The sequence below is a fragment of the Pseudomonas sp. K2I15 genome, assembly GCF_002204795.1.
Taxonomy (GTDB): Bacteria; Pseudomonadota; Gammaproteobacteria; order Pseudomonadales; family Pseudomonadaceae; genus Aquipseudomonas.
On the sequence record NZ_NIXO01000011.1, the window covers coordinates 1 to 14,710 of the forward strand.

Consider the following 14,710-nt stretch of genomic DNA (forward strand, 5'->3'; position numbering starts at 1 on the left):
ACCACTTGCGCTTCCGATCTCTCGTTAGCGGGGGGCGAATTCTACAGCGTTACACGCTGCTGTCAACACCTCTTTTTCTCCGCTTTCGACCGAGAAGATCGAACCGTTAATAGGGCTAAACAACACGACCTTACTAACTCCTTCTGGGCTTCGATGATCTGAAGCAGCTCGCTGTCGAAACCTACATAACTCTTTGTTTACCAAGGAGTTTTCCGTTTCGACTGCGCCGGAAGTGGGGCAAATTATAGACTTCCAGAATCTGCCGTCAAGGGTTAATTACGCTTTTGTTGCAGAAGATGGTTTTTTAGCAATAAGACGGGGAATTCGGCGCATCACAGGCGGTACACGCAGGACCAGAAGCAGCGCCCCGATAGATGCATAGATAGCCCACTCCTTCAGATCAGCCCGCACGATCCACAACATATGCAGCAAACCAAGCCCGAGAATCACGTAAACCATGCGATGCAGTTTCTTCCAGCGCGCACCAAGGCGTCGCTGACTGTAGCGGTTGGAGGTTACCGCCAGCACCAATAGAGAAAGGAACCCCAGGGTCCCCACTATAATGTAGGGCCGCTTACGCAACTCTACACCCAGTTGGGACCAGTCCAACCCAAGGATAAACACGCAGTACGCCGCAAGATGCAATGCCACATATGCAAAGCACCACAACCCCAGTTGCCGCCGCACAGCAATCCACCCAGCCCAACCACTGAGCTTCTGCAGCGGCGTCATGCCCAGAGTGATCAACAGCAGAATCAAGGTCCCAAGCCCAAGCCGATCCATCAGCACTTTCCCCGGGTCAGGCCCGAGTGCAAAGCTCCAGGCCTCGTACAACCAGAACAGCGGCCACACCGCCGCGGCTATAAAGACGCCGATGCGCCAGATCGGGTAGCGCATCAATAGTTCTTCCGCAGATCGAGGCCCGTATAAAGAGAGGCGACCTCATCAGAGTAGCCGTTGAACATTTGCGTCTCGCGCACATTGGGACTGAACAGCCCACTGGGCAAGCGCCGCTCCCGCGCCTGGGTCCAGCGTGGGTGGTCGACGGTAGGGTTCACGTTCGCATAAAACCCATACTCACTCGCGGCAATGCTTTGCCAGGTGGTTTTCGGCTGCTCGCTGACCAGGCTGATGCGCACGATCGACTTGACACTCTTGAACCCATACTTCCAAGGCACCACCAACCGCAACGGCGCGCCATTCTGGTTGGGCAGCTCCCGCCCATACATGCCTACCGCCAGGATCGCCAGGGGATTCATCGCCTCATCCAGTCGCAGCCCTTCGACATAAGGCCAATCAATCAAGGCGAAGCTGGACCGCTGCCCCAGCATGCTCTTGGGATCCTGCAGGGTTTCAAAACGAATGTACTTGGCATTGGAGGTTGGCTCGACGTGCTTGAGCAATTCCGAAATAGGGAAACCTATCCATGGAATGACCATCGACCACGCCTCTACGCAGCGCAGACGATAGATTCGCTCTTCCAACTGATAGGGCTTCATGAAGTCTTCAAGCGCATAGCGCCCAGGCTTGGCGACCTCACCATCAATCACCACACTCCACGGTTCGGTCTTCAGAGAACCGGCATTGGCCGCAGGGTCGCCCTTGTCCGTACCGAACTCATAGAAGTTGTTGTAGTGAGTCGCGTCCTTGAACGGAGTGATCGCCTCATCCTTCACGGTAACCGCCTGCCATTTTGTGCCCGGCAGTTTTTCGGCAAACCATCCAGGCGCCTTGCCCGGTTCGACATCCGCGTAACGCGCAGCGTCATCCGCACTGGCCCAACGCGGCAAACTGCTGGCAGCTATGCCAGCAAGCGCACCACCGAGCAAGCTGCGGCGAGAGAAATAGAGGGATTCAGGCGTGACGTCGGATTCTTGGCAATCAGACGCTTTGGGAAACTTGATTAACATGGCAACTCCGCAGCTTTTGGAGAACAGATGCACCAATAGACTGCGGAGTATGGGGGAAATTACATTAAGGCAACGTTTTGCGCTGACGAAGATGCAGCAAGTACTGCACCGGGCCCGACGCTGCATACACAAGGAACGCCAGCAGCAGGATTCGCGGCGGATCACTGAAGACCACGGCGAACACCAGCACCACTGCCAGGATAGCCACAAACGGCACACGCCCCTTGAGGTCCAGCTCCTTGAAGCTGTTGTACTTGATGTTGCTGACCATCAGCATGCCGGCCGCCGCGACCATCAAGGCCACCAGGAACGACATCCTGGAACCCTGAATGCCGTAATCGCTGAATGCCCAGACAATACCGGCCACTACACCTGCCGCAGCCGGACTTGCCAGGCCAATGAAGTAGCGCTTGTCGGCAGTCCCCACCTGGGTGTTGAACCGCGCCAGACGCAATGCCGCGCCCGCCACATAGATGAAGGCAACCATCCAGCCGACCTTGCCCATGTCACCCAGCGCCCAGGCAAATGCCAGCAACGCCGGCGCCACGCCAAAGGCAACCATGTCCGACAGCGAGTCGTACTCGGCGCCGAAGGCACTCTGGGTATTGGTCATACGCGCAACACGTCCATCCAGGCCATCAAGGACCATGGCGACGAAGATCGCAATCGCGGCAAAACCAAAGTACTTGCTGGCCCCGGCAGCATCGCCGGCAGCTAACGCGCTCTGGGCACTCATGGAATTGATGATGGAATAGAACCCTGCGAACAGGTTCGCAGTGGTGAACAGATTAGGCAGAAGATAGATACCACGATGCCGCACTTTACGGCCTTCAGCATCGTGCCCTTCTTCGACATGTTCATCGATCGGTAGCAGGCTTTCGGCGTCAGAGGCCTGGTTTGGCTCTTCGGGACGTTCGCTCATGGACTTTACCTTGCAACGGTGTGAAAAATTTCGACAGAAACTTGCGGCGAGTGTTCGCCCGCAAACGATGCAGCTTTATACCAGAACCTGCCCCGCAAACGAAAAAACGCGGCCTAAGCCGCGTTTCCCCTTGATACGTACGACTTAGTTTTTGGCTTTGTCGACGATCTTGTTGGCACCGATCCACGGCATCATGGAGCGCAGTTGCTCGCCGATGATTTCGATACCGTGAGCGGCGTTGTTACGACGCTTGGCGGTCATCGAAGGGTAGCCGGTTGCGCCTTCGGTGATGAACATTTTGGCGTATTCGCCGTCCTGAATACGTTTCAGGGCGTTGCGCATAGCCTGACGGGACTCGGCGTTGATCACTTCCGGGCCAGTCACGTACTCGCCGTATTCGGCGTTGTTGGAGATCGAGTAGTTCATGTTGGCGATACCGCCTTCGTACATGAGGTCAACGATCAGCTTCAGTTCGTGCAGGCACTCGAAGTAGGCCATTTCTGGCGCGTAGCCAGCTTCAACCAGGGTTTCGAAACCGGCTTTAACCAGCTCAACGGTACCGCCGCACAGAACGGCTTGTTCGCCGAACAGGTCGGTTTCAGTCTCGTCCTTGAAAGTGGTTTCGATGATGCCGGTACGACCGCCGCCAACGCCTGCAGCATAGGACAGAGCAACGTTCTTGGCGTTGCCCGAGGCGTCCTGGTAGATCGCGATCAGGTCAGGGATACCGCCGCCTTTGACGAACTCGGAGCGCACGGTGTGGCCCGGCGCTTTCGGCGCGATCATGATCACGTCGAGGTCAGCGCGAGGCACAACCTGGTTGTAGTGAATCGCGAAGCCGTGGGAGAAGGCCAGGGTGGCGCCTTTCTTGATGTTTGGCTCGATTTCGTTCTTGTACAGCGCGGACTGGAACTCGTCCGGGGTCAGGATCATGACCAGGTCGGCAGCAGCAACAGCAGAAGCAACGTCAGTTACTTTCAGGCCATGAGCTTCAGCCTTGGCAACAGTGGCCGAGCCTTTGCGCAGGCCAACAGTCACGTCAACGCCGGAATCTTTCAGGTTGCACGCTTGAGCGTGGCCCTGGGAACCGTAACCGATGATGGCGACTTTTTTGCCCTGGATGATCGACAGGTCACAATCTTTTTCGTAATAAACTTTCATGAGGTTCCTCTATATATCCAGGCCGTTAGGCCATTCACTAATTGGTTTAGATGCTGAGTACTTTGTCGCCACGAGCAATCCCGGTGACGCCACTGCGTACAGTTTCCAGAATCGAGGCCGTCCCGATCGACTGGATGAAGCTGTCCAGCTTGTCGCTTGTACCGGTCAATTGAACGGTATAAACGCTGGCGCTCACATCGACGATCTGCCCGCGATAAATGTCGGTAGTGCGCTTGATCTCGGCCCGTTGTGCACCCGTGGCCTTGACTTTAACCAGCATCAGCTCACGCTCGATGTGGGCACTTTCCGACAAGTCGACCAGCTTGACCACTTCGATCAGCTTGTTGAGGTTTTTGGTGATCTGCTCGATCACCTCATCATGGCCAACAGTGGTCAACGTCAGACGCGACAGAGTCGGGTCTTCGGTCGGCGCCACAGTCAGGCTTTCGATGTTGTAGTTGCGTTGCGAAAACAGACCGACCACACGTGACAGAGCACCCGGTTCGTTCTCCAGAAGCAGGGAGATAATGTGCCGCATGATTAGGTCCGCTCCGTCTTGTTCAGCCACATATCGCGCATGGAGCCGTCTTTGATCTGCATCGGGTAGACGTGCTCACTGGTGTCGACCTGAATATCGAGGAACACCAGGCGGTCCTTCATGGCGAACGCCTCTTCCATCATCGGCTTCAAATCCTTCAGATCGGTGATGCGCATGCCGACATGGCCATAGGCTTCAACCAACTTGACGAAATCTGGCAGGGATTCCATGTAGGAGTGCGAGTGACGACTGCCGTAACTCATGTCCTGCCACTGGCGAACCATGCCCAGCACACCGTTGTTCAGGCAGACGATCTTTACCGGCAAACCATATTGCAGGCAGGTCGATAGTTCCTGGATGTTCATCTGGATACTGCCTTCGCCGGTGACGCACGCAACGTCGGTGTCCGGAAAGCTCAGCTTCACACCCATGGCCGCTGGAAAACCAAAGCCCATCGTGCCCAGGCCACCGGAGTTGATCCAGCGGTTAGGCTTGTCGAACTTGTAGTACTGCGCCGCGAACATCTGGTGCTGCCCGACGTCGGAGGTCACAAAGGCATCGCCCTTGGTCACTTCGCACAGGGTTTCGATCACGGTTTGCGGCTTGATGACGCTGCCGTCGCCCTTGTCATAAGGGAACAGGCCGCGGTCACCGCGCCACTCGTCGATCTGCTTCCACCAGCTGGCAACGGAATCCTTGTTCGGGGCTTCGCCGATTTCCTTGAGCGCAGCGACCATTTCGGTCAGCACGCTTTCCACAGGACCTACGATAGGCACGTCGGCCTTGATGGTCTTGGAGATGGACGCCGGGTCGATATCGATGTGGATGATCTTGGCATTCGGGCAGAATTTGCTCGCGCCATTGATCACCCGGTCATCGAACCGCGCACCGACGGCGAGGATCACGTCAGCGTGGTGCATAGCCAGGTTGGCAGTGTAGCTGCCGTGCATGCCGAGCATGCCAACGAACTGACGGTCCGAACCCGGGAACGCGCCGAGGCCCATCAAGGTGTTGGTCACCGGCAGGTTGAGCATCTTGGCCAGTTCGGTCAGCGGCGCAGAACCGCCACCCAGAATCACGCCACCACCCGAGTAGAGCACTGGACGCTTGGCCGCCAGAAGCATCTCTGCCGCCTTGCGAATTTGCCCCGAGTGCCCGCGAACGGCCGGGCTGTAGGAACGCAGCTTGGCTTTCTTCGGGAAGATGTATTCGAATTTTTCGGCCGGGTTGGTCATGTCTTTCGGGATATCGACCACCACAGGACCCGGACGACCGGACTGTGCGAGGTAGAACGCCTTTTTCATGACTTCCGGGATCTCCGAGGCATGCTTGATCATGAAGCTGTGTTTCACGATCGGCCGGGAAATACCGATCATGTCGGTTTCCTGGAATGCATCGGTACCGACCATGGTGCTCGCCACCTGGCCAGAAATGATCACCATCGGGATGGAGTCCATATAAGCCGTCGCGATGCCGGTGATGGCATTGGTCGCGCCAGGGCCGGAAGTCACCAGTACCACACCGGCTTTACCGGTGGCACGGGCATAACCGTCAGCCATATGGGTAGCAGCTTGTTCGTGGCGAACCAGGATGTGGGTAACAGCCGGTTCCTTGAACAGTGCGTCGTAGACATGCAGCAGAGCACCGCCTGGGTACCCGTAGATATAGTCGACGCCTTCGTCACGCAAAAAGCGGACGAGCATCTCACCGCCAGATAAAAGCTCCACGTTGTTCACCTCTAAAACGCCAGAATACCGTCCGTTAAAAACCGACGGGTCTTAATAGGTTTACTTCTCAGCAGAGCATGAGCGACGGTGGTCGCCGACTACGTCAGCACTGACTGAGCAAGTATTGGGAGCGTCCCAAGTGTTGCGGGATTTTCCCACCCAGCGCGAGGTAACGCGTTGCGGGTGTAACAGGTCGGCGCGGGTGTGCGCCTCATGATCTGCCGAGTGGGTCTGCTTCTGGCAGTCCCTCTACAGCGGACTTTGGATTCTTCTGTTTCAGCCTCTCCAAGTCAAGCAATAATTGCGCTTTTTTCCAACTAAGCGCATGAGAACGTAGAAGAAAGGGGCTTGAGGAGGGATAAAACTCGCCTGAATGGCGCAAAGCGGTAGAAATATGCGCAAGACTGCCGGAAAAACCGGCAGCCAGGCAATTAACGAGCGTCGACGATCAGTTGATCGAACTTTTTCAGCGCGGTCCGCAGGCCGAGGCTCTCTAGAGGCCGATCGGCGTAAACCATCTCGGCCATCTCCAGAATCCCCGACGCATTGGGCAATGGCAGGTCCTGCTCAAGGATTTGCTTCATCCGTGTCAGGAAGATCCATTGCAGCCACTGGTGAAAGTCCAGGGTGTCGACGGAAAAGGGTTCAACGCTGCTCAAGGCTTCGGCACTGGGGGACACTTCGTCCCACCAGCCCTGCAAGCGCAGTTCGCGCTCGATCAACAACAACTGTTCGGCAATCGCCGGAAAGCGTGCATCCATCAGAGGCTGACCTTGGCTTTTTGGCGAGCCTGGGCTGCGCCGGCAGCATCGCCCTGCTTCTCGCGGGCATCGCCGATCAAGCTCCACAGGCTCGCCTGCAGATCAGGACGGCCGTTGGCCAGGGTCAGGCCACGGCGGGCAAATTGTTCAGCTTGCGGGGCATCGCCTTGAGCCATGCGAACCTGGGCCAGACGGTAAAGCACCTGCGGCTCACGAGGCGCCACGCGCTGGGCGCGTTCGAGGCTCGACGATGCACCGTTCAAGTCGCCGCCCGATTGCTGCTGCTGGGCAGTGGTGAGCAATGCCAGCACCGGGCCATCCAACTGCTCATCGGCCGACAAGCCACCGGCGCTGCTGGCGGGCGGAATCCCGCTCGGCGTCGATGGCATGTTGTAGGTGCCCTGGTTGATCGGTGCCGATTGAATCGGCGTGGAGTCGATCGGGCCCGAGGTGCTCGGGCCTGGGGTCCACGGCTGAGTACTGATCGGTGCCGAGGTAGCGGCACCACCGCCCGGAATCATCACCACGACACCCGAATCCTGAGGCACAGCTTGCGCCTGAGCCTGGGCTGGACGCTTGGTGACGGTTTGACGGAAGCCGCCATTGGCCGAGATCCGGTCGTTGTTGGACACCGTGGTACTGGAGTCCACCACCGGGATAGAACCCCGCTCCACGCTGGCGCAACCACCGAGCAATGCCAAAACTGTAATAGCTGGAATCAACAACTTGTTCACGTGAAACCCTCTTTGCTTAATTCATCCAGCCCTTGACCCAATCCATCACCGATTCAGCACTGGCAGGCGCACTGGCGCCGCATGCTGCACCGGGTGGTGGTTCGCTGCCGCGAATATACGGCATCTGCACCGCGCCCGGACAGTTGGCATCGGAGCCCTGGCCGGTATGCGGATCGATCCAGGCCTGAACGATATTGTCCGGCTGCGGCATGTTCAGCGGCAGTGGATCGGCCTTCTTCATGAAACTGGTCCAGACCTGCAATGCGCCGGTGGCACCGGTAAACGGCGTCTTGCCGTTGTCATCGCGCCCCAGCCAGACCACCGCCAGCAGGTCCTGGCTGAAACCTGCGAACCAGCTGTCCCGCGAATCGTTACTGGTACCGCTCTTGCCCGCCAGTGTCAGATTGGCAGGCAGGACGTTGTAGGCAGAGCGCCCGGTACCTTCACGCATCACGCGCTGCATGGCGTTCTGGATCAGGTAGATCGAGGCCGGGTCAAAACGCTGCTGAATCTGGAACGGATAACGCTTGAGCGGTTCGCCTTCGGCCGTCAACACGCTACGGATCCCGCGCATCGGCGTATTGAAACCACCGTTGGCCAAGGTCTGGTACATGGTCGCCACTTCCATCGGGCTCATCGCACCCGCGCCCAGCAGCATCGACGGGAACGCCGGGAACTCGCGAGTGATGCCCAACCGGCCGAGCGTCTTGAGAACATTCGGCACGCCGAGTTCAAGGCCGAGACGGGAAGTCGAGATGTTGTAGGAATGCGCCAAGCCCTGGTACAGGAAAATCGTACCGTGGGAGCGACGATCAAAGTTATGCGGCGTCCACATCTGGCCATCGGCACCTTTGACCGACAGCGGGTCATCGGACAGCCAACTGGTCAGGGTGTACTTGCTCGGTTTTTCCAGCGCAGTCAGGTACACCGCCGGCTTGACCAGCGAGCCAATCGGCCGCACCGCGTCCAGCGCGCGGTTGAACCCGGCAAAGCTGGCCTGGCGACTGCCGATCATGGCCTGGACTTCACCGGTTTCCGGGTTGGTCACCACCATCGCGGCCTCAACGTCGTCGGAGCCTTTACGGCCCGCCAGGCGCTTGAAGGTGTCGTTGACCGAGGCTTCGGCTTTCATCTGCAGGATCGGGTCGAAACTGGTGAAGATCCGCAGGCCTTCTTCGGTCAGGTCTTCGTCGCGGTAGTCTTCACGCAATTGGCGCTTGACCAGGTCGATGAAGCCCGGGAAGGAGCTGTCGGCAAGCTTGCCGCGCGTGGTCACACCCAGTGGCATTTTCTTCGCGGCAGCGACTTGCTCCGCAGTGGCGACACCTTGCTGCTCAAGTACATCGAGCACCAGGTTACGCCGCTCCAGCGCACGCTCCGGGTTGCGGCGCGGGTTGTAGTAGGACGGGCCCTTGACCATGCCCACCAGCAACGCCACCTGGTGCAGCTTCAGCTCGGACAGCGGCTGGCCAAAGAAGAACTGGCTGGCCAGACCGAAACCGTGCACCGCACGCTGGCCGTCCTGGCCGACGAACACTTCATTGAGGTACGCCTCAAGAATTTCCTGCTTGCTGTAATGCAGCTCCAGCAGCATCGCCATCATGGCTTCGGTGAGTTTACGGGTCAGGCTGCGTTCGTTGGTCAGGTAGAAGTTCTTGACCAGTTGTTGCGTCAGCGTACTGCCGCCCTGGGTCATCTTGCCGCCGGAGGTATTGACCCAGATGGCTCGCGCGATGGACTTGGGCGACACGCCCCAGTGACTGTAGAAGTCCCGATCTTCCACTGCAATCAGGGTATCCAGCAGGTAAGGCGGCACCTGATCGATCTTGATCAGGATGCGGTCTTCCAGGTTTTTAGGATAAATCCCACCGATCATTAAGGGTTCCAGGCGCACCACCGGCAGCTTCGAGCCGTTGAGCGAGGACAATTCGGCCACATAGTCGCCAGAGAAGCGCACGCGCACGGGCTGGGGTTTTTCCAGGCCTTCATAGAACTGGAAGCCACGGGTGTTCAAGTCGACGGTGTTGCCGGTGACGGCTGCAGCGCCGGGGCCATTGCTCACGGCTTCGCGGCGATAGCCCAGGGCGTCGAGCTCGGTGAGGAAGTCATCCTTGCTCAGCTTCTGGCCGGTGAACAGTTCCAGCGGGCGTGCGTAGACCTTGGCCGGAATGGTCCAGCGCTTGCCGGAGAACTTCTCCTGGACCACGGCATCGAGGTAAACCGCGAAGCCGGCGATCACTACAAGCCCCACGAGGCCGAGCTTAAGCGCCCAGCCCAGCCAGGGGCGCAGGCCGCGGGAAGGAGGTTTTTTACGGGAACGGGGAGATCGGGTACGAGTCATGGCGGCGGATTATACGCACTTTATTGATGACCAACATGAGCCGGACAGCGGTTTGCACGACCGTCTGTAGCAGCCATAATGCCCGCCATGAATTTTCCCAGACTCTGAAGGATCGCCCGTGAGCCAGTCCCTGATTAATGCCCTGCAAAACCCGGCCCTGTTTCCCCATCCGGTGGATCAGTTCCAAGTCATCGAGACCCATATTTCCTGGGTGCTGCTCACGGGTGACTACGCCTATAAGATGAAGAAGCCGGTCAATTTCGGTTTCCTCGATTTCACCTCGCTGGAAGCCCGCAGCCACTTCTGTAATGAAGAGCTGCGCCTCAACCAGCGCCTGACCAACGATTTGTATCTTGAAGTGTTACCAATCACCGGCAGTGCCGAAGCACCGCAACTGGGTGGCGACGGCCCGGTGGTCGACTACGTACTGAAAATGCGCCAGTTCCCGCAAAGCCAACTGCTCAGCACCTTGCAAGCGAACGGCGAACTGACCAACGCGCACATCGACGAAATGGCCAAGCAGATCGCACACTTTCACCTGAATGCCCCGAAAGTGCCGGCCACCCACTCCGCCGGCACGCCACATGACGTCATGGCGCCGGTACTGCAGAACTTCGAGCAGATCCACCCTTTCCTCAGCGACAAGGCTGACCTGGCACAACTGGAAGCCTTGCAGGCCTGGGCCGAAAGCAGCTTCGAGCGCCTCAAGCCACTGTTCGAACAACGCAAGCTCAATGGCTTTATCCGCGAATGCCACGGCGATATCCACCTGGGCAACGCCACAATGATTGATGGCCACGTGGTGATCTTCGACTGCATCGAGTTCAACGAGCCATTTCGCTTCACCGACGTGTATGCCGACACCGGCTTCCTGGCGATGGACCTGGAAGACCGTGGCCTCAAAAGCCTGGCGCGACGCTTTATCAGCCAGTACCTGGAGCTGACGGGTGACTATCAAGGCCTGGAGCTTCTGAACTTCTATAAAGCCTATCGCGCCCTGGTACGCGCCAAGGTCGCGCTGTTCAGCATGCCTTCCGAGGCGGATGCGGTGCAGCGCGCAACCACCCTGCGCCAATACCGCAACTACGCCAACCTGGCAGAAAGCTACAGCACCATCCCGTCGCGCTTCCTGGCCATCACCCACGGCGTATCGGCCGTCGGCAAAAGCCACGTGGCCATGCGCCTGGTAGAAGCACTGGGGGCGATTCGCCTGCGCTCAGACGTGGAGCGCAAGCGCCTGTTCGGCGAGCAGCAGGTCGAGAACACGCCACAGGCTGGGATCTACGCCACAGACGCCAGCGCCGCCACCTACGCGCGCTTGAACGAGATCGCCGACACTGTGCTGCGCGCCGGCTTCCCGGTAGTGCTGGATGCGACCTTCCTCAAGCGCGAACAACGCGACACTGCAGCCAAGATCGCCGAGGCCACGGGTGCACCGTTCCTGATCCTCGACTGTAATGCACCGCAGGCCGTTATCTCCGCCTGGCTGGCACAACGTCAGGCAGACAAGAACGATCCGTCCGACGCCACCCTGACTGTCATCGAAGAACAGCAGGCCAACCGCGACCCGCTCAGCGCCGAAGAGTTGCTGCTCAGCAAACGCGTGGAGACCAATGAAAGCGGAACACTGGACGCATTGGTGGCCCATATTCGTCAGCGCCTGCCGGGCTTGTAAGAAATATTTCTTGGTCGTGTAGCTTTTCGGGGCTCACTGCCAAGCAATAGTGGCACTATAATGGCGTCATAATTCCAACACACGGGAGTCGCCATTGTGAGCCAGCCGAAGCTACTTGATACCCCGCTTTACGCGCTTCTGCATAAAGATGACATCCGAGGCTTCAACCAGGAGCGCCCGAAAGACGGCGCCATCGATATGCGCGGCGGCGACTTTCGCGGCCTGGACCTGCGCGACCTGAATGCCGAGGGCGTGGACTTCACCGACGCTTATTTCCGCTCCGCCGATTTGCGCGGCCTGGATTTGCGTGGGTGCCCACTGGAAGGCGCGAGCCTGGCGCATGCACAGATCTCCGGCACTTACTTCCCGCCGGAGTTGAGCGCTGACGAGATTCTGATGTCCGTCAATTTCGGCACTCGCCTGCGCTACCGCACACGGTAAACAACGGTATCGGCACCCGGCTACGCACAAGGCGTACCGGGCGCCTCCCCCTTTCCTACGCCAAAATCCGCACTTGCCTTAGAAGCTTTGGGTCGCTAAGGACCAAAGAACTACGCTTTTCCTACTGAGCGCTACACTCCTTTCAGGCTTGCCTGGTCACGATACCCACCGAACCATTCGGCCGTCGCAAGGAGGCTTGATGAATGATGAGCTGCAACACCTGAAAAACCTTGGCAAGACGTCGGCGCAATGGCTGCATGCGGTGGGCATCCACAGCGCGTCCGACTTACGCCGCCTGGGGGCAGTCGACGCGTACCGTGCCGTACGCACCCGTGGCTTCAGGGCATCCAAAGTATTGTTGTACGCCATTGAAGGCGCGCTGATGGATGTGCACTGGAATGACATTCCTGTTGAACGCAAGGAAGCTTTAAACCGTCAGCTGGACGCTCTTTCGGCACGCCAAAAGAATTGAGACGGCAACTTGCACCAACGTTTCCGGGGCCTCCAAACGAATGTTTGAGAAAATCCGAAGAGGCCGCAAAAACAAATGTTGACTCTCAAATGAGAATCGTTATGATTATCACAACTGGTCGCGAGATCAGCCGATAACTGAAAGACCATTGGTTCGGACTCTCAGATTATCTCCTCATCAGGCTAATCACGGTTATTTGACCCGGCTCTTGCCGGGTCTTTTTTTGCCTGTCGAAAACTGCCTGGAGAACAGCGATTCTCAGCGCGCAATGATCAACGGATGCCCACGCTCCGGATGCGGTTGCACCAATACATCCAGCCCGAAGACTGCCTTGAGAAGCTCGGGGCGCAAGACCTGCGCAGGCGTGTCCAGCGCATGGGGCCGCCCGTCTTCCAGCAACAGGATGCGATCACAGTAGCGCGCCGCCAGGTTCAGGTCGTGAAGGATCACCAGCACCGCTGCACCACGGTCGGCGAAGGTGCGAATCGCCTGCAAGGTGGTGTGCTGATGCAGCGGATCGAGCATCGATGTCGGCTCATCCAACAACAAGGTCTGCCCCGCCTCGCCCGGCCATAGCTGCGCAAGCACCCGCGCCAGGTGCACACGCTGCCTTTCGCCGCCCGACAACGCCAAGTAGCTGCGTCCGCTCAAGTGGCCAACGTCAGCAGCCTCCAACGCGGCGTTGATAATTTCATCGTCACGCACCCGGCCGGTTTGGTGGGGCAAGCGCCCCATGCCCACAACCTCTTCGACACGAAAGGCAAAGTCCAGGGTCGAGGTCTGCGGCAATACCGCCAGGCGCTGGGCACGCTGTGCGCCGCCCCAATCCTTCAGCTCACGCTGATCCAGCCACACACGGCCCTGTTCAGCCTGAAGCTCGCCGCATAAAGCACCGAGCAATGTACTTTTTCCTGCGCCATTGGGACCCAGTACACCGAGCACTTCACCCGGCAACAGATCCAGGGTGACGTCCGCCAACACGGTTTTGCGCCCTCGCCGGATCTGCAGGTCTTCTACTCGCAGCATCAGGCGCGCCCTCGTAACAACAGGTAGAGAAAAAACGGCGCACCGATAAACGCGGTAACAATGCCGATCGGCAATTCCGCCGGCGCCAAGGCCAGGCGCGCTACCAGGTCGGCAAACAACAGCAAGCTCGCTCCCGCCAGTATCGAGGCCGGGAGCAATACCCGATGATCGGGCCCCGCCAGCAGGCGGACCAAATGCGGCACAACCAGCCCCACAAAACCGATCATCCCCGCCGCCGCTACTGCCGCGCCCACGCCCAGTGCGGTGCAGAACACCAGTTCGCGCTTGAGACCTTCAACATTAATCCCCAAGTGGCTGGCTTCCGATTCGCCCAGCAAAAGGGCATTCAGCGCCTTGGCCCGGCGCGGCAGCCATAGTGCCACTGCTGCGCTCACAAGCAGCAACGGCCATAACCGCGAGTAGCTCGCGCCATTCAGGCTACCCAGGTTCCAGAACGTCAGGGTACGCAAGGTGGCGTCATCCGCCAGGTAGGTAAACAGGCCTACCGCCGAACTGGCGAGTGCCGTCAGGGCGATACCCGCCAGCAACATGGTTGCGACATTGGTTTGGCCGTTGCGCCGCCCCAGGCGATAGACCAGCGCTGTCACCCCCAAACCGCCGAGAAACGCACACAGCGACAGCAGGTACGGCCCAAGGGCGTCCGGCAAGCCGCCAAAAAACGATCCGCCGACAATCGCAATCGCCGCGCCCAACGCCGCACCGCTGGAAACCCCGACCAAGCCGGGATCGGCCAAGGGGTTACGAAACAGCCCTTGCATGGCAACGCCCGAGAGCGCCAGCACCCCGCCAACAGCCAGGCCCAGCAGCGTGCGTGGCAGGCGAATCTGCCCGAGAATCAACTCCGCCTGCTCCAGGCCCTGTGCTTCTATCGGCACACCCAGCAAACGCAAAGCCGCTCGCAGTGTGTCCATCAGCGGCAAGCTGACCGGCCCCAAGGCCAATGATAGCCAGATCGCCAGCACACACAGCAGGCTCAAGCCG

The 14,710-nt window shown here is 58.8% G+C and carries 14 protein-coding genes; 3 read left to right on the plus strand and 11 right to left on the minus strand.

Translation table 11 applies throughout. The features are described from left to right. Nucleotides 1-276: 276 nt before the first annotated feature. From msrQ to mrcB, 9 genes are all read right to left on the minus strand, one after another. Nucleotides 277-897, minus strand: coding sequence for a protein-methionine-sulfoxide reductase heme-binding subunit MsrQ (gene msrQ / locus CEC48_RS09485; protein ID WP_088423512.1), 621 nt, complete (start codon nucleotides 895-897; stop codon nucleotides 277-279). Then, nucleotides 897-1,910 (minus strand): protein-methionine-sulfoxide reductase catalytic subunit MsrP, encoded by a 1,014-nt coding sequence (gene msrP, locus CEC48_RS09490; RefSeq protein WP_088423513.1) that lies wholly within the window; start codon nucleotides 1,908-1,910, stop codon nucleotides 897-899. Before msrP ends, msrQ begins: the two co-directional genes overlap by 1 nt. 64 nt (nucleotides 1,911-1,974) lie before the next feature. Further along, nucleotides 1,975-2,832, minus strand: coding sequence for a CDP-diacylglycerol--serine O-phosphatidyltransferase (gene pssA, locus CEC48_RS09495; RefSeq protein ID WP_088423514.1), 858 nt, complete (start codon nucleotides 2,830-2,832; stop codon nucleotides 1,975-1,977). A gap of 144 nt (nucleotides 2,833-2,976) precedes the next feature. Continuing rightward, nucleotides 2,977-3,993, minus strand: a complete 1,017-nt coding sequence (ilvC, locus tag CEC48_RS09500; protein WP_078739114.1) for a ketol-acid reductoisomerase — start codon at nucleotides 3,991-3,993, stop codon at nucleotides 2,977-2,979. Between the two features lie 46 nt (nucleotides 3,994-4,039). Beyond that, nucleotides 4,040-4,531, minus strand: coding sequence for an acetolactate synthase small subunit (gene ilvN / locus CEC48_RS09505; protein ID WP_003176102.1), 492 nt, complete (start codon nucleotides 4,529-4,531; stop codon nucleotides 4,040-4,042). Nucleotides 4,532-4,533: 2 nt separating this feature from the next. Next, the gene (locus tag CEC48_RS09510) at nucleotides 4,534-6,258 is read right to left on the minus strand and encodes an acetolactate synthase 3 large subunit (RefSeq protein ID WP_003212127.1); all 1,725 of its coding nucleotides are present in this window, start codon (nucleotides 6,256-6,258) and stop codon (nucleotides 4,534-4,536) included. A 431-nt stretch (nucleotides 6,259-6,689) separates the two neighbouring features. Further along, on the minus strand, nucleotides 6,690-7,019 hold the full coding sequence (locus CEC48_RS09515) for a YqcC family protein (protein WP_003212129.1): 330 nt from the start codon (nucleotides 7,017-7,019) through the stop codon (nucleotides 6,690-6,692). Then, a complete protein-coding gene (locus CEC48_RS09520; protein ID WP_088423515.1) occupies nucleotides 7,019-7,753 on the minus strand; it encodes a M48 family metallopeptidase in 735 nt (244 codons plus the stop codon). The genes CEC48_RS09515 and CEC48_RS09520 overlap by 1 nt, the downstream gene beginning before the upstream one ends. A gap of 16 nt (nucleotides 7,754-7,769) precedes the next feature. After that, nucleotides 7,770-10,094: a penicillin-binding protein 1B gene (gene mrcB, locus CEC48_RS09525; protein ID WP_088423516.1), complete on the minus strand. Its 2,325-nt coding sequence runs from the start codon at nucleotides 10,092-10,094 to the stop codon at nucleotides 7,770-7,772. A gap of 118 nt (nucleotides 10,095-10,212) precedes the next feature. On the opposite strand from mrcB, the gene CEC48_RS09530 reads away from it, so the two are divergent. The 3 genes from CEC48_RS09530 (at nucleotide 10,213) to CEC48_RS09540 (ending at nucleotide 12,682) form a co-directional block, all read left to right on the plus strand. Next, complete coding sequence (locus tag CEC48_RS09530; RefSeq protein ID WP_088423517.1) at nucleotides 10,213-11,769, plus strand: bifunctional aminoglycoside phosphotransferase/ATP-binding protein; 1,557 nt, start codon at nucleotides 10,213-10,215, stop codon at nucleotides 11,767-11,769. A gap of 96 nt (nucleotides 11,770-11,865) precedes the next feature. Continuing rightward, a complete protein-coding gene (locus CEC48_RS09535; RefSeq protein WP_088423518.1) occupies nucleotides 11,866-12,210 on the plus strand; it encodes a pentapeptide repeat-containing protein in 345 nt (114 codons plus the stop codon). A 199-nt stretch (nucleotides 12,211-12,409) separates the two neighbouring features. Next, complete coding sequence (locus tag CEC48_RS09540) at nucleotides 12,410-12,682, plus strand: TfoX/Sxy family protein (RefSeq protein WP_010174414.1); 273 nt, start codon at nucleotides 12,410-12,412, stop codon at nucleotides 12,680-12,682. Nucleotides 12,683-12,940: 258 nt separating this feature from the next. Here CEC48_RS09540 and CEC48_RS09545 read toward each other — a convergent pair whose 3' ends face one another. After that, nucleotides 12,941-13,708 carry a heme ABC transporter ATP-binding protein gene (locus tag CEC48_RS09545; protein ID WP_088423519.1) on the minus strand — a complete coding sequence of 256 codons (768 nt, stop codon included), beginning with the start codon at nucleotides 13,706-13,708 and terminating at the stop codon, nucleotides 12,941-12,943. Next, nucleotides 13,708-14,691: an iron ABC transporter permease gene (locus tag CEC48_RS09550; protein ID WP_176438699.1), complete on the minus strand. Its 984-nt coding sequence runs from the start codon at nucleotides 14,689-14,691 to the stop codon at nucleotides 13,708-13,710. The genes CEC48_RS09545 and CEC48_RS09550 overlap by 1 nt, the downstream gene beginning before the upstream one ends. Nucleotides 14,692-14,710: the final 19 nt, after the last annotated feature.